The sequence below is a fragment of the Pseudomonas sp. YL2 genome (assembly GCF_023063025.1).
GTDB classification, from domain to species: domain Bacteria; phylum Pseudomonadota; class Gammaproteobacteria; order Pseudomonadales; family Pseudomonadaceae; genus Aquipseudomonas; species Aquipseudomonas putida_A.
The window spans coordinates 598,319-624,191 of record NZ_JAJSLU010000001.1 but is presented as its reverse complement, the minus strand read 5'-3'; the positions used below and the strand labels follow the sequence as shown (position 1 = coordinate 624,191).

Sequence of the window (25,873 nt, the reverse complement as noted above, 5' to 3'; positions counted from 1 at the left end):
CGTATAGCGTGAACCGTCCGTTTACCTATCCGCGACATCGGCATACTTATCGCGACCAGCCCCCAACCGCCGGGGGTTGCGCGTCGGGAACAGATTGCACCATGTCGCCCATGGATAAGGTTGCGGGCAGCGCCGGCCCCACACTCGCCCCACACCAAGACGAATTCTTTACACCTTGCGTAGCAACCCTGATCAGCCACTTTCGCGGCCACGCAGATGGCCTTGAGGAATACATCGATGGACGTCACCGCAAAAATCAGCCTGGGCGATCCGCTGGAACCCGCACGCAAGGCCACCGCACAGATGCTGCAGGAGCGCGAGCGCACTTTCTCGCTGCCACAGCCGTTCTACAGCGACGAGCGCCTGTTCGATATCGACATGCAGGAGATCTTCCAGAAGGAATGGCTGATCGCCGGCATGACCTGCGAGATCCCGGCCAAAGGCAACTACCTGACCCTACAGGTCGGCAAGAACCCGATCATCGTCATTCGTGGCGCCGACGGCGTGGTGCATGCCTTCCATAACGTCTGCCGCCACCGTGGCTCGCGCCTGTGCACCAGTGAAAAGGGCAAGGTTGCAAAACTGGTCTGCCACTACCACCAGTGGACCTACGAACTGGACGGGCGCCTGCTGTTCGCCGGCACCGAGATGGGCGCCGACTTCGACATGAAGCAGTACGGCCTCAAACCGGTAAACGTGAAAACTGCCGGCGGCTACATCTTCATCAGCCTGGCGGAGAATCCGCCGGCCATTGATGACTTCCTGTCGACACTGAACCACTACATGGAACCGTACGACATGGAGAACACCAAGGTGGCGATCACCACCACCTTGATGGAAAAGGCCAATTGGAAACTGGTGCTGGAAAACAACCGCGAGTGCTACCACTGCAACGCGTCGCACCCGGAACTGCTGAAAACCCTGCTGGAATGGGACGACGTCACCGACCCGCGCGCCGATCAGGCGTTCAAGGATCACGTCGCCGCGTCTGCTGCTGCGTGGGAAGCCGAGAAGATCCCTTACGCCCACGCCAGCTTCGGCCTACGCAACCGTATCGTGCGCATGCCGCTGCTCAAGGGCACCGTGTCGATGACCCTGGACGGCAAACAGGGCTGCGCCAAACTGATGGGCCGGATCAAGAACCCGGATCTGGGCTCGATGCGCATCCTGCACCTGCCGCACTCGTGGAACCACTGCATGGGCGACCACATCATCGTCTTCACCGTGTGGCCGATCAGCGCCCAGGAAACCATGGTCACCACCAAATGGCTGGTGCACAAGGACGCGGTCGAAGGCGTGGATTACGACGTCGAGCGCATGCGCCAGGTGTGGGACGCGACCAACGATCAAGACCGGCGTCTGGCCGAAGAAAACCAGCGCGGGATCAACTCCACGGCTTATCAGCCTGGGCCGTACTCCAAGACCTATGAGTTTGGTGTGGTCAACTTCGTGGACTGGTACAGCGAGCGCATGCTGAGCAACCTTGGGGCCGAGCCTGCGCCGTACCTCAAAGGCGTCCCGGTCCAGGGCTAAAATCAAAGGCAAAAGCTTCGCGAGCAGGCTCACTCCTACAGGGGAACGCATTCCAACTGTAGGAGTGAGCCTGCTCGCGATGGCGTCAGAACAGCCACCTCATTACTTGGATGACCACCTCACCGATCCATCCTCCCCAATAAACTCCTCAAAAATATCCTCCCCCACCAACCTGATTTTCGCGTACCCGTTCAACACCCGCAGCGGATACGCCGGGTCGTTGGCATCCTGCGTCTCCGACCACAACACCCGCGAATGCCCGTTCAGCTCGCTGGCATTGCCATAGGGAATCGCCCCGTGCCCGGCGCAACGCGCATGCAGGCTGCCCTGTTGCGCGTAGACGATGCCGTTGTGCAGATGCCCCCAGTACCAATAGTCCGGCTCGCGCCCCAGGGCATCGCACACCGGTTGATACAGCGCGGTCTGGTGATGCCCGGAAATATCGAAGCCCTGGTGATGGCTGAGCACCATGATCTTTTTGCGCTTGGGCAAGGCTTTCATCCAAGTGATCTGCGGCTCGTTGAGTGTGCCGTCCATGTACAGGTTCATCGCGTCCGAGGCATACGCCGAATCCAGCCCGACCACCAGCCAGTCGTCGTTGATCAAGGCGAAATAACTGGTGCCCTGCTGCCCCGGAAAGCGCTTGGCCAGTTCCTTGAAATAGCCGTGGGCGCCGCTGTACATCTCGTGGTTGGAGTTGAGGGTGAACGAGCCGTGGCTGCCCATCGGCCAACCGGCCATGTCGACGTCTTCCTGCGAATGGCTGCCGGCGTAGTAGACGTCGCCCAGATGGATGGTGAAATCCGCTTGCGCCAGTTGCATCTGGTTGGCGACTGAAACCGCCGGCGCATGACTGTCAAAGGGGCCGGTGCCCCAGTCGCCGGCAATCGCCAGGGTCACGTCGCGCTCCATCTGCACCACCGCCGGGTCAGTGCCGAAGGTCGCGTGATGGCGCAGGTTTTCAATCCACTTGAGCAATGCCTCGCTCCACAGCAGATCAAGCAACTCCCACTTGCGACAGCCGAGCAGGCTGCCGTCCTGCAACACCCGGGTCGCCAGTTGATCGGGCGATTGCGGCAACGGTGTGGCATTGCCGATACGCAGGATCGACAGGCCATGAGACAACTCCCATGGCACCGCCGGTTCATCGCCCGGCAACTCACCGTTTTTCAGCACGTACTGCGCCTGATCGTGACCGCGCTGCAGCAGCTTGATGATCGCCTGAAACTCCTGCGGCTCAAGCTCGCTGATGAGCTTCATCCAGGCCATTTCCATGCGCGTGAACAAGCCGTGAATGCGCAGTTTGACCTTGTCGTACTCGTGTTCCCAATGACTGACCAGTGACATGGCGTAATCCTCTATCCGTAAGGGCTCACAGGGTTTTCATGAATTCGATCAACGCACGTTTGTCGTCGTCCGACAGCGTGGTGCCATACAGGTGACCGCTGTTGTGGTTGCCCTCCAGTCGGGTGTCGTATTTGAAATCCGCCGAGGCTTTGGCCTGAGCGCCCGTGGTGACGAAGCCGACGTTGACCGGGTCGTAGACGTCGGAGCCGGTGATGAACACCTCCGGACGTTTTTCCGGCGGTTGCAGCAGGTCCCACAGGGTCGGCACCGAACCGTTGTGCAGGTACGGCGCGCGCAGCCAGATACCGTCAGTCGGCGTGTTGCTGTAGCTCTGGGTCTTGCGATACGCGCCGAAGTCGAACGGCGGTTTCTTGAAGGTGTGGAACGCCGTCACCAGACCGGTGGTGAACGAGTCGAGCCGATGCGGATCGGTGCCCAGTTGATCGATGTTGGTGGTGACCTGCCCGGTGTCGGCTCGACCGAAGTCGTGGCACGCGGCGCAATTGGCCTCCCAGATCGGTTTGCCCTGCGCAACTTTCGCCTGATCCAGCGCCCACGGCCACGCCGGCGCCTTGTGCCCGAGCAGCCAGTTGGTCACGCGGTTGAAGCTCGGCGGCAGCACCGATTCCGGCGTTGCGCCCACGGCCATCGCGGCGGCGTAGTTGCGTTCGTGGATCTTGTTGTTATTGCCGTCCCAGTGGAGGTACATCGATTCCCGCGGCTTCTGGTTCCACACTTGCGGCAGATCGACGGTGCCGATGGTCGAGTCATCCGGGAAGCCGAACACCACCATTTTCGTCGGGTTGAAGGTGTCGGTGCGGCCCGGGCCCTGTTGCGGACGCAGCTTCTGCCAGGCGTAGGCCTGTTTCTGCTTGAGCAAAGCGCTCTTCGCCATGGGAATGATCAGGTAGCGGTTATAGAGTTTCTCGAAAAAGCCCAGCTGGAATTTGCCGTTGATCGCCGCCATCACCGCGTCGGTGGTGAATTTCGGGTCGCTGGCGCAATCGTAGGCGAACCACTGGAAGGCCTGCAGTTGCAGGGTGTTGGCCGGCGCGCTGGGCACGTTGACCGCAACGTCGCTGGCATTGGCCCGGTAGGAGCCGGTGTGACACAGCGCGCAGTTCGGCTCTACCGTCGGGTAACCGATCTGCCGCTTGGCCATGCCGATCGGCAGATCCTTGCCGTTCTCATAGAGAAAGCCGAAGACTTCCCAGCCGCCGGGTTTGGGCAGTTTTTCCGGGCACATCTGCGGCAGCACGGCGAACAGGTAATACGGGATCCGCGCTTCGATACCCAGGCCGATGGCGGCGTATTTGTAATGATCTTCGTCGGAGGCGTACTCCTGCTCCGGCACCACCCGCAGCATCTGGTACCAGGTCTGGTACCCAATGAAACCGAGCAGCGCCAGTACGACCAAGGTACCGACCTTGAAGGCATGGCTCTGCCATTTCCGCACCCAGGCTGCGCGCCACTCGCGCCAGCCATCGCACAGCAGCGCCCATGGCCGGTTCGCGGGCGTGGTGCCGAGGTACAGCAGAATACCGAGGATCAGGAAGAAGCTCAGATCGCCCATCAGCATCGGCACGAACACCGAGCCTTGAATGCTCGTATTGATCAGGTATATCCAGAACACCACGGCGATCAGCCGCGTCAGCACGCACAGCCAGGAATGCACCACATAGCGCGGCGCGTTGAAGCCCGACGGCATGTAAAACACGCTGATGCCCACCAGCAGCATCCCGGCGTTTTCCAGCCACGGGTCGGAGAGTTGCGGCGGCAGACCGACCACCGATGTCAGCAACCCCGGCGCGAACAGCGCCGGGATCGCGAACACCATGTTCATCGCAATGCCGATCCAGATGAAGCGTTGAAACCAGCGGATACAGGTATCCATGTCATCCATTTCCTTGTGCAGACCTTAGGAGAGTCCCTCTGTGTGATGAGCTTTTGTGGCGAGGGAGCTTGCTCCCGCTCGGCGGCGAAGCCGTCGTAAACCCGGCAGATGCGGTGGTTCAGGAAAACCGCACTCTCAGGTTTTGGGGCCGCTTCGCAGCCCAGCGGGAGCAAGCTCCCTCGCCACAGGAAAACCTCATCAGCCGAGGGCCGTTTTCTCCAGGTGTTCAAGGATGAGCGGATACACATCCACCACCGCGTTCTTGCCGAACATGCAGTCGATGTGGCCATAGCCCGGCACCACATGTCGGCTGTAGCGCTCCGGCCCGTGGACTTCGCAGACTCGCTGGTAGGTCTTGAGCGTGCTTTCCGGCAGGTAACACTGGTTCTCCGCGCCACTGATAAAGCAGATCGGCATCGTCAGCCGCTCGAAATGCGGCATGTACACATCGTTGCCCTTGAAATCCACCAGGTGCCCTTTGCGCACGATCAGCGCCAGGTGCTCGAAAGTCTCGATGTTCGATTCGCCGAACAGCTCGTGCAGGTTGTCGTGCAGGGTTTCGTTGAGGGTGTCGTGGCGATACAGCGAGGCGTACATGAAAGTGATGCGGTGGCACACCGGGTTGGTGCAATAACCCTGCGCCTCGATTCGCGCGTAACCGTTGAGGGCTTTGTCGTAGAGGCGGTTGAACCAGTTCTCCTTGCTGTCGGCGTAAGCCGTCATCGACTTGATGCCGATCGCATCGAGCATGCCCGGCAGGTGCAAACCGGCCTTCAACCCGGTGGCCGTGGCGACCACGGTGTCAGCGGCAATCTGCGAGCAGACCACCGAACGCACACCCTGCAGCCCCGCCAGCAACGACATGAAGAACGTCGTCGCGCCGTAGCAATGCACCACGCATTGCACGTCTTTGGCTCGGGTCTCCTGCTGAATCTGCGCGATGGCAGCCTTGAAGTCGTACTGGGCGATCTGGTCGCCATTCCACTCTTTCTTGCTCGCCGGCAGCAGAATGCTCACCCGGAAATCCAGCAGCCACACGTCATAGTCGTGCTTGCACAGGTACTCCAGCAGGTTGGTCTGGATGGTGTCGGTGGAAAAGATATTCGAACCGACACCCAGGCCATGCACCAGCATCACCGGGCCTTTGCTGCCGGCCTGATAACGGGTCAGGCGCAGCTCGACACCGTCTTCGGTGGGGAAGAAATGCACCGCCGGGATCGGCGCATCCAGCGGCCGTTTCAGGCGTGGCGGCGCGTCGGGGTTGAAGTAGATATCGCCAGCGAAGACCCCGCCGTAACTCTCCCAGAGAATTCCGGCGAAGAACTTGCCGAAGCGCGCCAGGCCTTCGATGCGCTCGCGCTCGTTGCGCGCGTTGAGCACTTTCATGGTGGTCATCTGCTTGGCGAAATCGCTCGGATGAATGTGCATCACCCCGGAGCCGATCACCTCGCCCGACTTGTCCGGCCCGCGATACAGCGTCACGTACAGGGTGCTGGTGTCGTGCCAGATGTTGAGCACGCCGTTGTCTTCCGGCACGGTTTTGAAGGCGCTGAAGAAATAGTCGTTGCCGTCCTCGGCGGTCAGTTTCATGTCGTATTTCATGTGCCGTGTGTCGACCTGCTGCTCGAATTGTTCGAACAGGTTGAACACGCCGTTGCTGGCGGTCAGCGGTTGCGGTGACAGCGCCGGGGCATTGACCGTACCGACGATGGTCGCGGCGTGCTCCGGCTCCTTGATCATCCGATTGAGGTCGTTGGCGGTGATGGTCAGGGTGAAGTCGATTGGCGAGTTGTCCGCCTCACCGCGTTTGGCCGCCGCCTCGTAGACTTTCAGATCAGTGCTTTGCGCGGCAGTGAATGCCCGGGAGAAATAGCCCTTCATGGTTTCGGTGAACTGCACGCCGAGAGTCGGTGGTGCCACCTGTTTGCGCGGTGCCGACGGCAACGTGTAGTCGATCTGCCAACCACGGTCAGCGGCGAGCAGGCCCATGTTGCGTTCACTCACAGCGGAGATGGTCAGCAGCGGATTGACCGCCAGCGAGGTCGGGATCACCGCGCCGTCGGTCACGTACAGACTGGCGTAAACATCGGTGCCGGCCGCGCCGCTGAACACCTGGCCCTTGTGATTGACCACGCCTTGCGTCGCGTCTTCGCCCATCACGCAACCGCCCAGCGGATGCACAGAAACGATGCTGTGCTTGAGCAGCCTGGTCCAGATCGGATTCTCGACCCAGACCCCGCCCAACGCCTTGGTGCTCTGGTACAGACGCTCATTGCCGAGTTTGAAGTTTTGCTGCTCGCCGACACCCGGCCAGTCGATGCGCAACTGGTCCTTGTTGTCGAGAATCATCCGGCCCTGGCCACTGTCGTGGCTCATGATCAGGTAGGTCTGCATATTGTGCAGCGCGCCGTAATAGGGGCCGCGCAGGAAGCTTTCGGCCTCGCGCTCCTTGTAGCCGAGCTTGCCGCTGAAACTGTCGTCCGTGGCCTTGCCGATCATCTCGGCGAACCCGGCCATCGCCGGCACCATCGGCCGGCCGAGGGCGCCGGGGATCGAGCCTTCCTCGATGACCATGCGGCTGCGCCAGTCACCTTCGGTGCGCATGTCGATGATCGAGGTGATGCACGGGCCGACCGGGTGCAGTTCCTTGGCCGAGTGTGCGCCGAAGCCGATGCCGTTGATGGTCTGCTCGCAGTTGTGGCCGAAGCCGAGGATGTCACCGTTGCCGCTCATGTTCTCGCCGAGCTGGCCGGACATCACCAGGCCCTTGTCCCGTGAGCGCAGCAGGATCTCGGTAGAACCGAGGGTACCGGCAGAGACCACAACGATGTCGGCCTTCACGAACAGCGTCGGCGCGTCGAACTTCTCGCGACCGCTGTCGAGGTACTGGAAGTGCACGATCCAGCCTTCGCCGTCGCGCTCCAGATGGCGCACCTCAGCCTGGCAGAAAATCTCCGCGCCGTGGTTCCAGGCGTCCGGCAGATAGTTCATCAGCGTGGTGTTCTTGGCCTTGTTGTTACAGCCCGAGACGCAATCGCCGCACTGGTTGCACGGCAGTTGCTCGACGCCGACGTGGTTGAGGTTGTTCGGCAGTTTGTCGAAGGTCACGTTGATCGGCGGCTTGTAGAAATGCGCGCCTTGCTTGAGGTAGTCCGCAGACTTTTTGTTGGCGTCGAGCTTGGGCAGGTTTGGCGCGGTATTCGGGTACGGATTGGGCTTGAGCATTTCCCGGGCGCGGGCGTAACCGTCCTTGAGCAGCGTATCGCGATGATCGCGTACCGCTTGCGGCCAGCGTGGATCCTCGAACACCCCGGGTTCCGGCTCCAGGGAAACGTTGGCATTGATCAGCGACGTACCGCCGAGGCCGCAGCCGACCACCACATTCTGCTGGGCGTTGACGTGCAGATCGAACAGCCCGGTGCGCGAGCCAATGTGGCCGTCCGGGTCATGCACCTGCAACTCTTCGGTCGCGGCGATCATGGTGTTGGGGTATTCACCGGGCTGCATTTCCCGCCCGCGTTCGAGCAGGCACACCTGCTTGCCGGCCCGGGACAGGCGCGACGCAGCAATGCCGCCGCCATAACCGGAGCCGATGACGATCACGTCGTAGTGTTCCTTGATCTCGCTGATGGGCGTTGCGATGCGTGTCATGAGGGTGTTCCTCTCTCAGGCAGATGGGGCAACTCTGCGGTTGCCTGCAATCAATGGGCGAACGGGCACCTGGCCTCCGGGTCGAGCCCGGCGACAGCACAGCGGTTAAAGCAGGAGGTCGCTACAGACGAGCGCGTTGATTGGCCGCACGACGTAACGTGCGCTTGCGTGGCGAGGGGGGATGGCGGTGTGGGCGGCTATCCATCATGCGTTCTCCCAGAACCTGATGTGGATAAGTGACGGCTGTCCTTGTGCCATTGCAGTGAAGACAGCGCAGGAATCGAAGTCAAGGCAACGGTTTAGAACTGTATGAAATCTGATCAATTGCTGTTTGGACTATACCGGGCGGGCCTTGCGGGGTTTGGCAAACAAGTTATCCACATAGCCACCCACAGCAAATGGGGGTAACTGTGGATGACTGGAAAAATAACTCGCTGATTTGTGAAGAAAAATCGTGACTTATCCAGAATGATGGTTTGCCAGACACATTGGCTATTTTTTGATCAAGTCTTTGTAAGCCACGTTTTTCATGGCTTGTAGAGGATGGCGAACACGTTATCCACAGAAGCACCAACAGAGTTCGGGGGTAACTTCGCGGCGGCTGTGGAAAAGCGCTGAGGGCTGTGTGAAATCGCGGTTTACACGGGGATTATCAGCTTTAAAAGCTTAATCGATCAATTATTGATCAATCCTATACAGGCCACGTTTTATATGGCTTGCAGCGGACAGCGAACATCTTGTCCACAGAAGCGCCAACAGAGATTGGGGGCAACTCTTGAAGTTATTCAGGAGAAAAAGCCCGGTAAAACCGTGACTTAGGCTGGTTGTTTTTTGAGCTGGGGCCTGGAAGGCTTGATTGGCGTGGGGTACAGGGATGGGCGAACACGTTATCCACAGATCCGCCAACAGGGATTGTGGGTAAACACACGGAGATCTGCTGCCCCCTTAACCAATGTGGGAGCGGGCTTGCTCGCGAAAGCGGTGGGTCATTCAACTTTGATGCAGCTGAAACGACGCTTTCGCGAGCAAGCCCGCTCCCACAGGGGGTGTTCACTGTCTGGAGGATCGTGGCTAGCGGACGACACCCTCTTCGATCAGGAGTTTGAGGATCGCTTCAGCGCCGGCCTGCGCGGTGACGCCTTTAAGCACTTGTCCACCGCCGCCACTGGCTTTGGCGGTGGCAGCTTTCATACGGTCCGCACCGCTCTTGGCCTTGATCACCTTCAAACGTTTCGGCCGTGGCTTGGCCGGCTGCAACGTGGCAACCGCCAGCAGTTCATCGTCCAGCACGTCGACGTCTTCGGCGTTCAGCACCCCGCGTCGCGCCGGGCCGTAGGCACTCTGTCGAGGTTTGGGCGCGGCGTTATCCACAGTCGCCAGAAACGGCAGCTTCACCTTCAACCGCCGCCGCTGCCCGCGAGGCAAGGCTTGCAGCACCAGCGCCGAACCGTCGGTGATCGACTCGACCTGCGCCAGCCCCACCACCAGCGGCCAGCCCAGCCCTTCGGCCAACAGGAACGGCAACATGCCCGAGCCTTCGCCGGTTTCCGCCTGACTGCCGGTCAGCACTACCTGGGCGCTGGCATCACGCAGATACGCGGTCAGCGCCGGCAAGGCGTCGGCGCCAGCGGGTTGCTCCAGCACATGCAGCTGTTCCAGGCCCATGCCCAGATAGGCGCGCAGTGCCGGTTCCGCGACATCCCCGGCATGCAGCACTTGCAGGTTATCCCCAGCCAGTTGCAGGCCCAGTTCCACGGCGCGCGCGTCCTGTTCGGCGCGGCGTGGCCGGCCCGAGGTCGGGTGGGCACCGATGGAAACCAGACTGATGATCTTTGTGCTCATAACCCGTTCCTTAAGCCGCATCGCGCTTGGCTTCGTTGCGGTAAGCCGCTACCGCCGCGATCAACGCCTGAAGAATTTCCGCGCTCTCGCCAATCACCGACAGGTCGGCGCGTTTGATCATGTCGCAACCGGGGTCGAGGTTGATCGCCACCACCTTGTCACAGGCACCGATGCCCTGCAGGTGCTGGATCGCCCCGGAGATACCCACAGCCACGTAAACCCGCGCGGTGACCCAAGTGCCGGACGCACCGACCTGCCGATCACGGGCCATGAAGCCATCGTCTACCGCGACCCGCGAGGCGCCTTCGGTGGCGCCGAGCGCCGCAGCGGTCTGGTGGAACAGCGCCCAGTCCTTGACCCCGTTGCCGCCGGAGAAAATGAACTCGGCTTCGGCCATCGGAATCGCCGCCGGGTCCACCGCGACCGCGCCAAGATCCTCGATCCGCGACAGGCTGCGCGCCACCGTTGTGGATAACTCCACCTGCAGTGCCTCATGACGGGTTTCGCTGACCGGTTCTGCGCATTCGGCTGCGGCCAGAATCAAGCGTGCGACCGGTCGCGCCAGGTCTTGCAGGCCCGCGCCAGCGCGACCGATGCATTCCTGATCCTTGACTTGCCAGACCCGCGTTGCCGGGCGTTCGCCCAGTGCCGCGGCAAAACGCCGACCGAGTTCACCGCCACCGCTGCGGCTGTCCGGCAGCAGCCAGTGACGCGGGTTGAACTGGTTATCCACAGCCCGCAAGCCCTGCACCCGTTGCTCCGGTGCATAACCGCTGAATTGGTCACCCTCCAGTACCAGCAAGCGATCGACGCCGGCCGTGGCGAAGGCGCTCTCTTTGTGATCGCCAAACACCACCGCCAGCACCGCACCGTCGTTGCCGGCCAGTTGATGAGCCAGGCCCAACAGGTCACGGTCGTGGCTGCTCAGGCGACCGCCAACCATGTCCGGCACCACGCTGATGTAAAACGCCGGGGCCGGTACCTGATGCAGCGGCAACTGCACTTCAACCGTGGCCGAGCGCTTGACCGCCCCGCCCTGTTGCGCGCCACTGCGGTCGATCCGTTTGATGCCGTTGGGGCCGATGAAGCCGATGCCGTGCAGATTCTTGCGGATGACACCATTGGGGCCCATCCAGCTGTGTTGCGCCGGTTGCATCGCCGCGTGCAACGGGTGCAGGCGGTTACGCGCAATCCATTCGGCGCGCGGGTCGCGGCGGATAATGTCGCTCATCAGTGGGCCTCCGCAGGTTCACGTTTGGCCGGTGCAGTCGGCTTGTTCGGCGCGGCGTCTTCGAGCAGCGCGTCGGCCACTAGTTCGGCGATGTCCTTGATCAGCGGACGCGGTTCGACCACGCCCTCGAGCATCGCCGTGCACTGTGGACAACCTACTGCTACCAGCTCGGCGCCGGTCTCGCGGATGTCATCCATGCGCATGTCGGGGATCCGCTGCTTGCCGGGAATGTCGGTGATCGGCGCACCGCCACCGCCGCCGCAGCAGCGTGAACGGAAGCCGGAACGTTGCATCTCTTTGACCTCGATGCCGAGGGCGCGCAGCACCTCACGCGGCGCCTCGTATTCGCCGTTGTAGCGACCGAGGTAGCACGGATCGTGGTAGGTCACGCTGTTGCCTTTGTGCTGACCGAGGTTCAGCGCACCGGCCTGAATGATTTCCGCCATGTAGGTGCTGTGGTGCTGCACCAGGTAGTTGCCGTCGAACGCGCCGTACTCGTTTTTCAGCACATGGAAACTGTGCGGATCGCAGGTGACGATGCGGTTGAAGCTGTATTTGGCCAGGGTCTGGATATTGCGTTTGGCGAGCAGCTGGAAGGTCGCTTCGTCGCCTAAACGCCGGGCCACATCACCGCTGTCACGTTCTTCGAGGCCGAGTACGGCGAAGTCAACCTTCGCGGCTTTCAGCACTTTGACGAACGCACGCAAGGTGCGCTGGTTACGCATGTCGAAGGCACCGTCGCCGACCCAGAACAGCACGTCGGTGGATTTCTTTTCGCTAAGCAGAGTGAGGTTCAGATCCGCCGCCCAGTTCATCCGCCCGCCCGGAGCGAAACCGCCGGGGTTGTCGGTGGCGATCAGGTTCTCGAGAACTTCGGCGCCCTTGTTCGGGGTCGCGCCTTTTTCCAGCGTCAGATGGCGGCGCATGTCGACGATGGCGTCGACGTGCTCGATCATCATCGGGCATTCCTCGACGCAGGCGCGGCAGGTGGTGCACGACCACAGGGTTTCGGCATCGACCAGACCATTGACGATAGGTTGATGCGGATTGCCGCTGTGCTCACCGATTGGCTTACCCGGATAAGGGCTACCGGCAAACTTCGCGTCAGTGCCGCCAGCCAGGCCGACGACCATGTCCTGAATCAGCTTTTTCGGGTTCAGCGGCTGGCCGGCAGCGAAGGCCGGGCACGCCGCTTCGCACTTGCCGCACTGCACGCAGGCGTCAAAACCGAGCAACTGGTTCCAAGTGAAATCCTTGGGTTTTTCCACGCCGAGCGGCGCGATTGGATCATTCAGATCCAGCGGTTTCAGACCGGTGGAACGGCCGCCGCCAAAGCGTTCGGCGCGGCGGTGCCAGGCCAGGTGCAGGGCGCCGGCGAAGGCGTGTTTCATCGGCCCGCCCCAGGTCATGCCGAAGAACAATTCCGACACGCCCCACAAAACACCGAGCCCGAGAATCGCTGCCAGCAGCCAGCCGCCGAAGTTCTCCGGGAGGATCCCGGCCACCGGCAGGGTCACCAGAAAGAACGAGGCGGAGAACGCCAGCAGGCTTTTCGGCAGGCGCATCCACGGGCCTTTCGACAACCGTGCCGGCGGGTTGAGCCGGCGCCGATAAACGAAGAGCGCACCGACGAACATCACCGCCGTCATCAGCAGCAGCGCATAGCCGAGGATGCGGTTATGCAGGCCGAAACCGTGCACCAGAATCGCCAGCACGATCGACGCCACCGCACCACCGGCCGTGGCGACGTGGGTGTTGGCGATGTATTTGTCCCGCGCCACCACGTGGTGCAAGTCGACCATGTAACGCTTGGGCATGGCCAACAGGCCGCCGAGCAGATCGACCTTCGAGGCCCGGCCCCGACGCCACATGGCCACCCGCCGCAACGCCCCCAGAACCGCAAGGGCCAGGGCTGCGAACAACAGGATTGGAAGAAGGGTGTTCAACATGGTGAAGCTCCCACCAGTACAGCCTGGAGAAACACGGTCCGCTTTACTGTGGGAGCGGGCTTGCTCGCGAAAGCGCTGGATCAGTCAGCTCATGCACAACTGACAGAATGCATTCGCGAGCAAGCCCGCTCCCACAGGGGTCATGTGCAAGTCCTTAGAAGTCTTTGCACAACCGCAACGCGTCATAAATGGCAGCATGGGTATTACGCTGCGCCACGCAGTCGCCGATGCGGAACAGCAAGTAGCCGTCACCGGTGCTGCTCAACGATGGCTGCGGCTGGATCGCGAACAGCGCCTCGACATCGATCTGGCCCTTGTTGCGCGAACCCTCTTTGAGCGCGTAGTAGATTTCCTCATCCGGACGCACGCCGTTCTCCACCACCACCTGATCGACCACCCGCTCCTCTTTGGCGCCGGTGTATTCGTTCTCCAGCACCGCCACCAGCTTGTCGCCTTCGCGGTAGACCTTTTCCAGCATCATGTCGCCGGTCATGATCACTTCTTTCGGGTACATGCTGCGGTAGTAGGTCGGGAACGATGTACCGCCGATGGCCACGCCCGGCTTGATGTCGTCGGTGACGATCTCGACCTGGCTGCCCTTGTCGGCGAGGAAGTCGGCGACCGACATGCCGGTAAACTCGCAAATGGTGTCGTAGACCAGCACGTTCTTGCCCGGCGCCACCTTGCCGTCGAGCACGTCCCAGCTGCTGACCACCAACCCTTCGGCGGCGCCCCAGTGTTCGTTCTGCTCAAGGAACGGATGCCCACCGACTGCCAGCACCACCACGTCCGGACGCAAGTCCATGATGGTGTCGGCATCTGCAGCAGTGCCCAGACGCAGGTCGACTTTCAGCCGCGCCAGTTCCAGCTGGAACCAGCGGGTGATGCCGGCGATCTGGTCACGTTGCGGTGCTTTCGACGCGGTAGTGATCTGCCCGCCGATGAATTCTTTCTTCTCGAACAGGGTCACGTCGTGGCCACGCTCGGCAGAGACGCGTGCTGCTTCCATCCCGGCCGGGCCGGCACCAACGATCACCACTTTGCGTTTGACGCCTGTGGACTTTTCGATGATGTGCGGCACGCCCATGTATTCACGGGACGTCGCGGCGTTCTGGATGCACAGCACGTCCAGACCTTGATACTGACGATCGATGCAGTAGTTGGCGCCGACGCACTGTTTGATCTGGTCGATCTGGCCCATCTTGATCTTGGCGATCAGGTGCGGGTCGGCGATGTGCGCGCGGGTCATGCCGACCATGTCGACGTAACCGCCTTCAAGGATGCGCGTGGCCTGGTTCGGGTCTTTGATGTTCTGCGCGTGCAGCACCGGAACCTTGACCACTTCCTTGATCCCGGCCGCCAGGTGCAGGAACGGCTCCGGCGGATAGCTCATGTTCGGAATCACGTTGGCCAGGGTGTTGTGGGTGTCGCAACCCGAGCCGACAACACCGATGAAATCGAGCATGCCGGTGTCGTCGTAATACTTGGCGATCTGCTTCATGTCCTCGTGGGACAGACCGTCCGGGTGGAACTCGTCACCGCAGATACGCATGCCCACGCAGAAGTCGTCACCGACCTCGGCGCGTACGGCTTTCAGCACTTCCAGACCAAACTTCATCCGGCCTTCGAAGCTGCCACCCCATTCGTCGGTACGCTTGTTGACGCGGGGGCTCCAGAACTGGTCGATCATGTGCTGGTGCACCGCCGACAGCTCGACACCGTCCAGGCCACCGGCCTTGGCGCGGCGCGCCGCCTGGGCGTAATTGCCGATCACCCGCCAGATCTCTTCCGGCTCGATGGTCTTGCAGGTCGCACGGTGCACCGGTTCACGGATACCCGACGGCGACATCAGGGTCGGCCAGTGAAAACCATCCCAGCGCGAGCGTCGGCCCATGTGGGTAATCTGGATCATGATCTTGGCGCCATGCTTGTGCATGGCGTCGGCCAGGTTCTGGAAGTGCGGAATAATCCGGTCGGTGGACAGGTTGACCGAACTCCACCATTGCTGCGGACTGTCGATGGCGACCACCGACGAACCGCCGCAGATCGCCAGGCCAATGCCGCCCTTGGCTTTCTCTTCGTAGTATTTGACGTAGCGCTCGGTGGTCATGCCACCGTCGGTCGCGTAGACCTCGGCGTGCGCGGTGCTGAGCACGCGGTTGCGGATGGTCAGTTTGCCGATCTGGATCGGCTGGAACATTGCTTCGAAAGCCATGGCGGGTTCCTCGACTTACAACGGCTTGACGGTGAACAGGCCGTCGTCGTGGCCTTCTTCGGAGCCACCGTAGACTTGCTCGGCAACCGTACGAATCTTGCTGCCGCGAGCGGCGAGGATCTGGTCCATGGCGCCGGCAAACCAGCCGGTGAACATGTAGTCGACCTTGCGCCCGACCTTGCCGTAGACGTAGACGAACGCGGAGTGTTCGAGCTTGACGCTGGCGGTGCCTTTGTCGAGGTCGATGTCCTGAATCTTGAACAGGCCCCAGCCGCGTTGCGACAGACGCTTCATGTAGTGCTCGAACACCGCGACGCCTTCCAGGCCGTGACATTCGGCTTCTTTTTCACACCAGTGCCAGGCGGACTTGTAGCCGGCCTTGTAGAGGATTTCGGCATAGGCGTCGGCGCCCAGCACTTCCTCGATACCCATGTGGTTGTTGACGAAGAAGTGACGTGGCACGTAGAGCATCGGCAGGGCGTCGGAGGTCCAGACACCGGTCTCGCTGTCGACTTCGATTGGCAATTGCGGGGCGATCTTGGCCATGGAAACTTAACTCCAGAAAATTCGGTTTGTTGCCCCCGGCACGAACGGCCGGGGGAAAGGATTCAGAAGTACGGTGGCTTATTCGCCCCAAACATCTTTCAAGACGTTGACCCAGTTCTCGCCCATGATCTTGCGCACCACTCGCTCGGGGTGGCCGCGCTTGAGCAGGGTTTCGGTCAGGTTCGGGAACTCGCCGACGGTGCGGATGCCCAGCGGGTTGATGATCTTGCCGAAGCTGGTCAGACGGCGGGCGTAGCCCTTGTCGTGGGTCAGGTATTCGAAGAAATCCTGGCCGTGACCCTGGGTGAAGTCGGTGCCGATGCCGATGGCGTCTTCGCCGACGATGTTCATGGTGTATTCGATGGCTTCGGCGTAATCGTCGATGGTCGAATCGATGCCCTTGGCGAGGAATGGTGCAAACATGGTCACGCCGACAAAACCGCCGTGGTCAGCAATGAACTTCAGTTCAGCATCGGACTTGTTGCGTGGGTGCTCTTTCAGACCCGACGGCAGGCAGTGGGAATAGCAGACCGGTTTTTTCGATTCGAGGATGACTTCTTCGGAGGTTTTGGAACCGACGTGGGACAGGTCGCACATGACGCCGACGCGGTTCATCTCGGCGACGATTTCGCGACCGAAGCCCGACAGGCCGCCGTCACGCTCGTAGCAACCGGTGCCGACCAGGTTCTGGGTGTTGTAGCACATCTGCACGATGCCGACGCCGAGCTGCTTGAACACCTCGACATAGCCGATCTGGTCTTCGAACGCGTGGGCGTTCTGGAAGCCGAAAAGGATGCCGGTCTTGCCCTGCTCCTTGGCGCGGCGGATGTCGGCGGTGGTGCGCACCGGCATCACCAGGTCGCTGTTTTCGCGGATCAGCTTCTGGCTGGCGGCAATATTGTTCACGGTCGCCTGAAAGCCTTCCCACACCGACACAGTGCAGTTGGCCGCCGTCAGACCGCCCTTGCGCATGTCTTCGAACAGCTCGCGGTTCCATTTGGCAATGATCAGACCGTCGATAACGATGCTGTCGGCGTGTAATTCGGCTGGGCTCATCAGGCGTCCCCTTATTGGCGATTCATGCGCCGAATCGTCTGCCGGCGCTTTGGGGCCAGCATATGCCTCGGTGCCGGGGCGACCGGGTGCAAAAACGACAGGGGAATTGCCGAAAGCGTCAATCCGCGACAAAGGGTCGCCAGGCGTCCCGATCAGCTACCTGTTCAAGCCCGCCAGCTTGAGCCAGAATCTGGCGCATCTTGGATACACCACTGGATTAGAGCGGCGACAACCATGAAATCGATCTTCCTGGCTTTGGCACTGATGGCGACCGGCGTACACGCCGCCGAAGAGACCGACAACAACCCGTGCGACGCGGTGGAAAACGACGTCCAGACCCTGGAGTGCTCGACCTACAGCCGCAGCACCGCCGAAGACCTGCTCAAGGACAACTACGCCAGCCTCAACGAGCGCATGCAGACCACCTATGGCAAAAACGCCGCGCAACTGGCCGACATCACCGCCAAATTGAAAACCGCCCAGCAACAATGGCTTAAAACCCGCGACGCCGATTGCGCGGTGGAAGCATTCCCGGCCACCGAAGGCAGCAAGGCGTTCAAGATTGCGCAGAATGACTGCGTGGCACGGATGAGTGACGAACGGTCGGAGTTTTTGGAGTCGATTGGGCAGGAATAGTCCTCAAAATTTGAAGGAAAATTGGAACCACTTTCTGCATTCGCCTCGTGAATCTCTTCTTCTTACGGCACATGCCGACTTCGCCTATACGTATTGCGTGAAAGCTCCGATCTACGAGCCTTTCACGCAATATGCTGACAACAGTTCTTGATTGGTCACATTGGAAATATAAGTAAAGATTCGCGAATCTTATAAAAGACTTATATTCTTCCATGAACAGCATCCACTGGACACGAAAGGCCGTTAAGCAACTCTTGAAATTGCACTCTGTGCATCAGGTAAAGGTTCGAGATGCCGTTACGTCGCTCGCCGACATGCCTGATGTGGGCAATGTCAAAGCACTGATTGGCCATGACTACGCCTACCGCCTGCGCGTCGGCAATTATCGAGTCATGTTTGACTGGGATGGCGCAATCAAAGTGATCAGTATTCAAGAGGTCAAGAAACGCGATGAACGCACCTACTGACATCCAAATCATCAACGACGCTGAAGGCAACCCAGCCTTCGTCGTCATCCCTTACGCGCAGTACATTGCGCAGAAAAAGCAGCCCGACCTGATTCCCCATGAAGTCGTCAGTCGGATGGTCGACGGGGCGACACCGATCCGTGCCTGGCGTGAATATCTCAACTTGACTCAGGAAGAAGTCGCCAAACGCATGGGTATTTCACAACCGGCGTTTGCTCAGCAGGAAACAGTCGCCAAGCCTCGCAAGGCCACACGCAAGAAAATTGCCGCAGCGTTCGGCATCACCGCCAATCAGCTTGAGTTGTAGGCTGCCCTCTTTATTCAAAGGAATTCCCATGAACATCTGCGGCATCGAAATCAAAGGCAGCGAAGCGATCATCGCCGTGGCCTCCCTTGACGGGGCAACGCTGAGCCATGTGGCGCTCAACACCAAGAAAATCGCCCTCGACGATGATGACGAGGCGGCTAACGTCAAACGCTTCGCGGCGCAGGTTGCTTCGTTTGTGCGCGAGCATTCGATTGACCGGATTGCGATCAAGAAGCGCAGCAAGAAGGGTGAGTTTGCCGGTGGTCCGACCACGTTCAAGATCGAGGGTGTGTTTCAGTTGCTGGACGGGTGTGAGGTGACGTTGTTGTCGCCGCAGACGATCAATGCCCAGGCCAAGAAGCACAATTTCGAGCTGCCGGGGACGCTGAACAAGTATCAGCATGAGGCTTATAAAGCGGCGTGTTCGGCGTTGGTGAAGAAGTAACCTTTTCTTCAGACACTGAAGATCAAAAATGTGGGAGCGGGCTTGCTCGCGAATGCGGTGGATCAGTCAACTCAAGTTTCGACTGACACTCCGCTTTCGCCAGCAAGCCCGCTCCCACATTGGTTTTGTGTGCATCCATTCAGGCTTGGGCGGTACGCCGGTCTTCACGGGGACAGCGGGCGAACTTCGCGCGGTAGCTACGGGTGAAGTACGAGGGCGATTCAAAGCCGCAGGCGATGCTGACTTCGAGCACGCTCATATCGGTCTGACGCAACAGCTGCCGGGCTTTCTCCAATCGCAGGCGCAGATAAAAATTGCTCGGTGTGTCGTTCAGATGCAGCCGAAACAGGCGCTCCAGTTGCCGCCGTGTCACCTTGATCGATTCCGCCAGTTGCAGCGTGGTCAGCGGTGGTTCGCTGTGTTGTTCCATCTCGCCAATCACTTGCACCAACTTCTTGTTGTTGATGCCGTAGCGCGTGGCGACTTCCATGCGCTGGTGGTCCTTGCGCGGACGAATCCGTCCCAGCACAAACTGCTCGCTGACCTGAATCGCCAGTTGCGGGCCATGGGCCTGGGCGATCAGGTCGAGCATCAAATCGATGGAGGCGGTGCCACCCGCCGAGGTGATGCGCCGCCGATCGATCTCGAACAGTTCCTGCGTCACGCTGAGCTGTGGATAAGACTCTTTGAACGCATCGATGGCTTCCCAGTGCAGGGTCAGGCGATGGCCGTCGAGCAGGCCGGCTTCGGCGAGGACGAAACTGCCGGTGTCGATGGCGCCCAGGGTCACGCCTTCGTTGTCCAGGCGTCGCAGCCAGTGCTCAAGGGTCGGCGTGGCGAACTTCAACGGTTCGAATCCGGCCACCACCAACAGCGTCGCGCCTTTCTTCAGCGGCTCCAGCGTCGCGTCGGCGTTGACCGACATGCCATTGCTCGCCAGCACCGCTCCGCCATCGGCGCTGAGCACGTGCCAGCGGTACAGCTCGCCGCGAAAGCGGTTGGCCACCCGCAGCGGTTCGATCGCCGAGATGAAGCCGATGGCGGAAAACCCCGGCATCAGCAGAAAGTAGAAATCCTGGGACATGTGCGCACTCGGTTAGCGGGTAGCGTGGATCGTTGATACGCCGATTGTCGTCAGCGTTCAAGCGCACAGGTCGCTACAGTGCAAGAGCCAGTCGCCGCAGTGCGCTTTCGAAGGCCTACAGCTGCGTAACTTGGCATCACCGGCACGCCAGATGCCGGAACTCACAATAAACGACCTGCCGAGGAACCCGACATGAAACGACTGATCAGCAGCTGTGTTCTTGCACTCAGCGGTACCGCTTTCTTGAGCGCCAGCGTCATGGCAGCCGAACCCGCCTCGTGCCAGAACGTGCGCATGGGCGTGGTCAACTGGACCGACGTGATCGCCACCAGTGCCATGACCCAGGTCCTGCTCGACGGCCTCGGCTACAGCACCAAACAAACCAGCGCCTCCCAGCAAATCATCTTCGCCGGGATCCGCGATCAGCGTCTGGACCTGTTCCTCGGTTACTGGAACCCGCTGATGACCCAGACCATCACCCCGTTCGTCGACGCCAACCAGGTCAAAGTCCTGGAAGCACCGAACCTGAAGGATGCCCGCGCGACCCTCGCCGTGCCGACCTATCTGGCCGACAAGGGTCTGAAGACTTTTGCCGACATTGCCAAGTTCGAAAAGGAACTGGGCGGCAAGATCTACGGGATCGAACCGGGTTCGGGCGCCAACACGCAGATCAAGGCGATGATCGCCAAGAACCAGTTCGGCCTCGGCAAATTCCAGCTGGTCGAGTCCAGCGAAGCCGGGATGCTCGCCGCCGTCGACCGCGCCGTGCGCCGCAAAGAGGCCGTGGTGTTCTTCGGCTGGGCGCCGCACCCGATGAACGTCAACGTCAAGATGACTTACCTCACTGGCAGCGAGGACGCCCTCGGCCCGAACGAAGGCATGGCCACGGTATGGACTGTCACCGCGCCGAAATACGCTGAACAGTGCCCGAACATCGGTCGCCTGCTGAGCAACCTGACGTTCACCGCCGAAGACGAGAGCCGGATGATGCAGCCACTGCTCGATCACAAGGACGCCTTCGAATCGGCCAAGCAATGGCTCAAGGATCACCCCGAAGACAAGCAGCGCTGGCTGGAAGGTGTAACCACCTTCGACGGCAAACCGGCCGCTGAAAATCTGCAACTGACCAGCAAATAACCCAAGCCCGAACACACGCTTCGCAGCCCGAGAAAAGGCTGCGAACAGACCCATCACGCCTGAAGGAAACCGCACCATGAACCACGACGTCATCATCACCTGCGCACTCACCGGTGCTGGCGACACGACCGCCAAAAGCCCCCACGTGCCGGTCACCCCGAAACAGATTGCAGCGGCTGCCGTGGAAGCAGCCAAGGCCGGCGCCACCGTTGTGCATTGCCATGTGCGCGACCCGCAGACCGGCAAGTTCAGCCGTGACGTGGCGCTGTACCGCGAAGTGATGGAGCGCATCCGTGAGGCCGACGTCGACATCATCGTCAACCTCACCGCCGGCATGGGCGGCGACCTCGAAATCGGTGCCGGCGAGCACCCGATGGAGTTCGGCCCGAACACCGATCTGGTCGGCCCGCTGACCCGTCTGGCTCACGTTGAAGAACTGCTGCCGGAAATCTGCACCCTCGATTGCGGAACGCTGAACTTCGGCGACGGCGACACCATTTACGTCTCGACCCCGGCGCAACTGCGCGCCGGCGCCAAGCGCATCACCGAGCTGGGGGTGAAGGCCGAGCTGGAAATTTTCGACACCGGCCACCTGTGGTTCGCCAAGCAGATGATCAAGGAAGGCCTGCTCGACAACCCGTTGTTCCAGCTGTGCCTGGGCATCCCGTGGGGCGCGCCGGCCGACACCACCACCATGAAAGCCATGGTCGACAACCTGCCCGCCGATGCGGTGTGGGCCGGGTTCGGCATCGGCCGCATGCAGATGCCAATGGCCGCGCAAGCGGTGTTGCTCGGCGGCAACGTGCGGGTCGGCCTGGAAGACAACCTGTGGCTGGACAAGGGCGTGCTGGCGACCAACGGTCAACTGGTCGAACGCGCCAACGAGATCCTCAGCCGCCTCGGCGCTCGCGTACTGACCCCGGCTGAGGGCCGCAAGAAGATGGGCCTGACCCAGCGCGGCTGACCCAGCACTCATTTCCCCCTGTGGGAGCGGGCTTGCTCGCGAAGGCGCTGGCTCTGCCCATAAAGATGCGTCGGATGTACCGGCCTCTTCGCGAGCAAGCCCGCTCCCACAGTTTTTTGTGCCAAATTCAGGAAATCACCATGAGCTTTATCACCGACATCAAAACCTTCGCCGCCCTCGGCAGCGGTGTCATCGGCAGCGGCTGGGTCGCGCGTGCCCTCGCCCATGGCCTCGACGTGGTGGCCTGGGACCCGGCGCCCGGCGCTGAAGCTGCGCTGCGCAAACGCGTGGCGAATGCCTGGGGTGCGCTGGAGAAAAACGGTCTGGCGCCCGGTGCTTCGCAGGATCGTCTGCGTTTTGTCGCGACCATCGAAGAATGCGTGCGCGATGCCGATTTCATTCAGGAAAGTGCCCCGGAACGCCTCGAGCTGAAACTCGATCTGCACAGCAAAATCAGCGCAGCGGCCAAGCCTGATGCCTTGATCGGATCGAGCACTTCCGGCCTGTTGCCGAGCGAGTTCTACGAGAGCTCGACCCACCCTGAACGCTGCGTGGTCGGGCACCCGTTCAACCCGGTTTACCTGCTGCCGCTGGTGGAAGTGGTCGGCGGCAAGAACACCGCGCCCGAGGCCGTGCAAGCGGCGATGAAAGTCTACGAATCCCTCGGCATGCGCCCGCTGCATGTGCGCAAGGAAGTGCCGGGATTCATCGCTGACCGTCTGCTCGAAGCGCTGTGGCGCGAGGCGCTGCACCTGGTCAACGACGGGGTGGCGACCACTGGCGAGATCGACGACGCGATCCGTTTTGGCGCCGGGCTGCGCTGGTCGTTCATGGGCACGTTCCTGACCTATACGCTGGCCGGCGGTGACGCGGGGATGCGTCACTTCATGTCGCAGTTCGGCCCCGCGTTGCAGTTGCCGTGGACTTATCTGCCGGCACCGGAACTGACCGACAAGCTGATCGACGATGTGGTCGATGGCACCAGCGACCAGCTCGGCCGCCACAGCATTTCGGCGCTGGAGCGCTATCGTGATGACTGCCTGCTGGCGGTGCTGGAGGCGGTGAAGACCACCAAAGAAAAGCATGGAATGAGTTTCAGCGAGTAATCCTTGCTCAGCAATTCCGGCCCCTTCGCGAGCAAGCCCGCTCCCACAGGTGACCGCATTCCAATGTGGGAGCGGGCTTGCTCGCGAAGACGGCAGCCCAGTCACTAATAATGTTGGATCTGACACCATGCCCACTCTCACCACCTACCAAACCACCATCATCCCCGACTGGGTCGACTACAACGGCCATCTGCGCGACGCCTTCTATCTGCTGATTTTCAGCTACGCCACCGACGCGCTCATGGACCGTCTCGGCATGGACAGCAACAACCGCGAAGCCAGCGGCCACTCGCTGTTTACCCTTGAACTGCACCTGAATTACCTGCACGAAGTGAAGCTCGGCGCCGAGGTCGAGGTGCGCACGCAAATCATCGGCCACGACAGCAAACGCCTGCACCTCTATCACAGCCTGCACCTGGCCGGCGACGACAAGGAACTGGCCGGTAACGAGCAGATGCTGTTGCACGTCGATCTCGCCGGCCCACGTTCCGCGCCGTTCACCCCGGACACCTTGAGCCGCCTGCAAGCCATCGCCGCCGAGCAAGTCGATCTGCCCGTCCCGGCTTACATCGGCCGCGTCATCGCTCTGCCACCCGCCCGTTAATCCCTCCCACGCAAGGAGCCGCCATGCACACCGCTGCCGCTGTTGCCGATTTCCGCAGTTATCCGTTGATCAGCGCGCTGAGCGGCGTGCAGAACCTGGCGGATCGCGTTTCACTTGCCTGGGCCGATGGCCGCATCAGCCCGTTTCACCATGTCTGGTTGCGCGACAACTGCCCGTGCGAACAGTGCGTCTACACCGTCACCCGCGAGCAGGTATTCGAGATCGTCGATGCCGCGCCGGATCTGGCCCCCGCCAACGCGCACATCGACAGCGACGGCTGTCTGCTGATCGACTGGCAGGATGGCCATCACAGTCGCTTCGATCCGGGCTGGCTGCGCGCTCACGCCTATGACGACGAATCCCGCACCGAACGTCTGGTCGCCAAACCCAAGGCTTACCTGTGGCGCAGCGATTTGCAGCTACCGATATTCGAATATTCAGCGCTGATGAACGACAACGGCGCGCTGCTGCAATGGTTGATCGCGGTACGCGACATCGGCCTGACTCAGGTGCGCGGCGTGCCCACCGAGCCGGGTTCGCTGAAGCTGATCGCGCAGCGCATTTCGTTCATCCGCGAGAGCAACTTCGGCGTGCTGTTCAACGTGCAGTCCAAGGCCGATGCCGACAGCAACGCCTACACCGCTTTCAACCTGCCGTTGCACACCGACTTGCCGACTCGTGAGCTGCAACCGGGTCTGCAATTTCTGCATTGCCTGGTGAATGATGCCGAGGGTGGCGAGAGTATTTTTGTCGACGGTTTTGCGATTGCCGACGCGTTGCGTCAGGAAGCACCGGAGCTGTTTCAGGCGCTGTGCGAAATCCCCGTGGAGTTTCGCAACAAGGACCGCCACAGCGACTATCGTTGCCTGGCGCCGATCATTGCGCTGGACGCGTTGGGCCGGGTTGCGGAGATTCGCATGGCGAACTTTTTGCGCGGCGCATTCGATACATCGGTGGAGCAAATGCCGCTGCTGTACCGGGCCTATCGGCGCTTGATCGCCATGACCCGTGAGCCACGTTTTCGCCTGATGCAGCGACTCAATCCGGGTGAACTGTGGTGCTTCGATAATCGCCGCACGCTGCATGCGCGCAATGCGTTTGACCCGGCCACCGGGGCGCGGCATTTCCAGGGTTGCTACATCGATCGGGATGAGTTGTTGTCGCGGATTCTGGTGTTGCAACGGTAAACCGCGTCATCGTTCTTCGCGAGCAGGCTCGCTCCCACACTGGAAATGCATTTCAAATGTGGGAGCGAGCCTGCTCGCGAAGGCGTCAGCGCCAACCACACACCGCTCCCGGATTCAAAGGCAAAAAAAGCCCCGATACAAGCCGTGACAGGATCGGGGCAGAGGGTACTGTTGAGGAGCTGCCAGTCGAGGGTGACCAAACCGTCTGTAGCGAGCTGAGGTCAGTGTGCCGACTCCCCTTGGCACTGAGTTAGCCGAAAACGACCTGTTCATAGCCGTCGCGGCCACTGCGACAAATCGCCCTTGCCGTGCCTCCACATGCCCACCAGAATCGAGTCACGACCTCCGTTGCCGAAGAAGGAAGCGCGCCATGATGTATGCCGATTTGATCGATCAGGAAGACTTGTTGGGCCAGCTCAAGGCATTGGGTTTTCAAGTGCCGAGCGGTTCGACCGCCGAGCAGGCCTGTGAGTGTGCGGTGCGTGGTCTGGACAATGTTCGCGCGTTTGAATTGCGCAAGATGGTCAAGGACATGTACACCAGCGGCGCCAGTATCCAGCCTGCGGTGCGCCAGGCGATCGACAAACAGTTGTTGCCGGCGTTGGCGGATTACCAGCAAAGCCATAGCGCCTGATAAATCCATTCGCGAGCAGGCTCGCTCCCACATTTGAA

21 protein-coding genes are annotated in these 25,873 nt (G+C 60.9%); 11 read left to right on the top strand and 10 right to left on the bottom strand.

From position 1 onward, the window contains the following. The first annotated feature begins 237 nt into the window (after positions 1-237). Positions 238-1,533 (top strand): glycine-betaine demethylase subunit GbcA, encoded by a 1,296-nt coding sequence (gbcA, locus tag LVD08_RS02850; RefSeq protein WP_115986006.1) that lies wholly within the window; start codon positions 238-240, stop codon positions 1,531-1,533. A 102-nt stretch (positions 1,534-1,635) separates the two neighbouring features. On the opposite strand, the gene LVD08_RS02845 is transcribed toward gbcA, so the two are convergent. The 9 genes from LVD08_RS02845 to LVD08_RS02805 all read right to left on the bottom strand — a co-directional run bounded on the left by LVD08_RS02845 (position 1,636) and on the right by LVD08_RS02805 (position 17,264). After that, on the bottom strand, positions 1,636-2,880 hold the full coding sequence (locus tag LVD08_RS02845) for a metallophosphoesterase family protein (protein ID WP_247267336.1): 1,245 nt from the start codon (positions 2,878-2,880) through the stop codon (positions 1,636-1,638). Positions 2,881-2,905: 25 nt separating this feature from the next. After that, a complete protein-coding gene (locus tag LVD08_RS02840; protein ID WP_247267335.1) occupies positions 2,906-4,774 on the bottom strand; it encodes a c-type cytochrome in 1,869 nt (622 codons plus the stop codon). A gap of 198 nt (positions 4,775-4,972) precedes the next feature. Next, positions 4,973-8,425 (bottom strand): GMC family oxidoreductase N-terminal domain-containing protein, encoded by a 3,453-nt coding sequence (locus LVD08_RS02835; protein WP_247267334.1) that lies wholly within the window; start codon positions 8,423-8,425, stop codon positions 4,973-4,975. Positions 8,426-9,496: 1,071 nt separating this feature from the next. Then, complete coding sequence (etfB, locus tag LVD08_RS02830; RefSeq protein ID WP_247267333.1) at positions 9,497-10,267, bottom strand: electron transfer flavoprotein subunit beta; 771 nt, start codon at positions 10,265-10,267, stop codon at positions 9,497-9,499. Positions 10,268-10,277: 10 nt separating this feature from the next. Beyond that, a complete protein-coding gene (gene etfA, locus LVD08_RS02825; protein WP_247267332.1) occupies positions 10,278-11,498 on the bottom strand; it encodes an electron transfer flavoprotein subunit alpha in 1,221 nt (406 codons plus the stop codon). Then, a complete protein-coding gene (gene dgcB, locus LVD08_RS02820; RefSeq protein WP_247267331.1) occupies positions 11,498-13,447 on the bottom strand; it encodes a dimethylglycine demethylation protein DgcB in 1,950 nt (649 codons plus the stop codon). The genes etfA and dgcB overlap by 1 nt, the downstream gene beginning before the upstream one ends. A gap of 154 nt (positions 13,448-13,601) precedes the next feature. Next, a complete protein-coding gene (gene dgcA / locus LVD08_RS02815) occupies positions 13,602-15,662 on the bottom strand; it encodes a dimethylglycine demethylation protein DgcA (protein WP_007962624.1) in 2,061 nt (686 codons plus the stop codon). 15 nt (positions 15,663-15,677) lie between these two features. Continuing rightward, complete coding sequence (locus tag LVD08_RS02810; protein WP_007926354.1) at positions 15,678-16,208, bottom strand: DUF5943 domain-containing protein; 531 nt, start codon at positions 16,206-16,208, stop codon at positions 15,678-15,680. 78 nt (positions 16,209-16,286) lie between these two features. Then, positions 16,287-17,264: a dipeptidase gene (locus LVD08_RS02805; protein ID WP_103368837.1), complete on the bottom strand. Its 978-nt coding sequence runs from the start codon at positions 17,262-17,264 to the stop codon at positions 16,287-16,289. A gap of 234 nt (positions 17,265-17,498) precedes the next feature. On the opposite strand from LVD08_RS02805, the gene LVD08_RS02800 reads away from it, so the two are divergent. The 4 genes from LVD08_RS02800 (at position 17,499) to LVD08_RS02785 (ending at position 19,119) form a co-directional block, all read left to right on the top strand. Continuing rightward, positions 17,499-17,900, top strand: coding sequence for a lysozyme inhibitor LprI family protein (locus tag LVD08_RS02800; RefSeq protein ID WP_097089169.1), 402 nt, complete (start codon positions 17,499-17,501; stop codon positions 17,898-17,900). A 212-nt stretch (positions 17,901-18,112) separates the two neighbouring features. Beyond that, on the top strand, positions 18,113-18,367 hold the full coding sequence (locus LVD08_RS02795; RefSeq protein WP_096795711.1) for a type II toxin-antitoxin system RelE family toxin: 255 nt from the start codon (positions 18,113-18,115) through the stop codon (positions 18,365-18,367). Beyond that, the gene (locus LVD08_RS02790; RefSeq protein ID WP_247267330.1) at positions 18,351-18,674 is read left to right on the top strand and encodes a helix-turn-helix domain-containing protein; all 324 of its coding nucleotides are present in this window, start codon (positions 18,351-18,353) and stop codon (positions 18,672-18,674) included. The genes LVD08_RS02795 and LVD08_RS02790 overlap by 17 nt, the downstream gene beginning before the upstream one ends. 28 nt (positions 18,675-18,702) lie before the next feature. Next, positions 18,703-19,119 carry a DUF3010 family protein gene (locus tag LVD08_RS02785; RefSeq protein ID WP_064589572.1) on the top strand — a complete coding sequence of 139 codons (417 nt, stop codon included), beginning with the start codon at positions 18,703-18,705 and terminating at the stop codon, positions 19,117-19,119. 139 nt (positions 19,120-19,258) lie between these two features. Here LVD08_RS02785 and LVD08_RS02780 read toward each other — a convergent pair whose 3' ends face one another. Then, the gene (locus LVD08_RS02780) at positions 19,259-20,203 is read right to left on the bottom strand and encodes a GlxA family transcriptional regulator (RefSeq protein WP_247267329.1); all 945 of its coding nucleotides are present in this window, start codon (positions 20,201-20,203) and stop codon (positions 19,259-19,261) included. A gap of 192 nt (positions 20,204-20,395) precedes the next feature. Here LVD08_RS02780 and LVD08_RS02775 point away from each other — a divergent pair, with 192 nt between their 5' ends. The 6 genes from LVD08_RS02775 (at position 20,396) to LVD08_RS02750 (ending at position 25,835) form a co-directional block, all read left to right on the top strand. Then, positions 20,396-21,340, top strand: a complete 945-nt coding sequence (locus LVD08_RS02775; RefSeq protein WP_247267328.1) for a choline ABC transporter substrate-binding protein — start codon at positions 20,396-20,398, stop codon at positions 21,338-21,340. Between the two features lie 76 nt (positions 21,341-21,416). Then, positions 21,417-22,304, top strand: coding sequence for a 3-keto-5-aminohexanoate cleavage protein (locus tag LVD08_RS02770; protein WP_027610645.1), 888 nt, complete (start codon positions 21,417-21,419; stop codon positions 22,302-22,304). A gap of 140 nt (positions 22,305-22,444) precedes the next feature. Further along, the gene (locus LVD08_RS02765; RefSeq protein WP_096795714.1) at positions 22,445-23,410 is read left to right on the top strand and encodes an L-carnitine dehydrogenase; all 966 of its coding nucleotides are present in this window, start codon (positions 22,445-22,447) and stop codon (positions 23,408-23,410) included. Positions 23,411-23,537: 127 nt separating this feature from the next. Beyond that, positions 23,538-24,014, top strand: coding sequence for a thioesterase family protein (locus LVD08_RS02760; RefSeq protein ID WP_247267327.1), 477 nt, complete (start codon positions 23,538-23,540; stop codon positions 24,012-24,014). Positions 24,015-24,037: 23 nt separating this feature from the next. Further along, complete coding sequence (locus LVD08_RS02755) at positions 24,038-25,201, top strand: gamma-butyrobetaine dioxygenase (RefSeq protein WP_247267326.1); 1,164 nt, start codon at positions 24,038-24,040, stop codon at positions 25,199-25,201. A 370-nt stretch (positions 25,202-25,571) separates the two neighbouring features. Beyond that, positions 25,572-25,835, top strand: a complete 264-nt coding sequence (locus LVD08_RS02750) for a hypothetical protein (protein WP_007962640.1) — start codon at positions 25,572-25,574, stop codon at positions 25,833-25,835. Positions 25,836-25,873 lie beyond the last annotated feature (38 nt).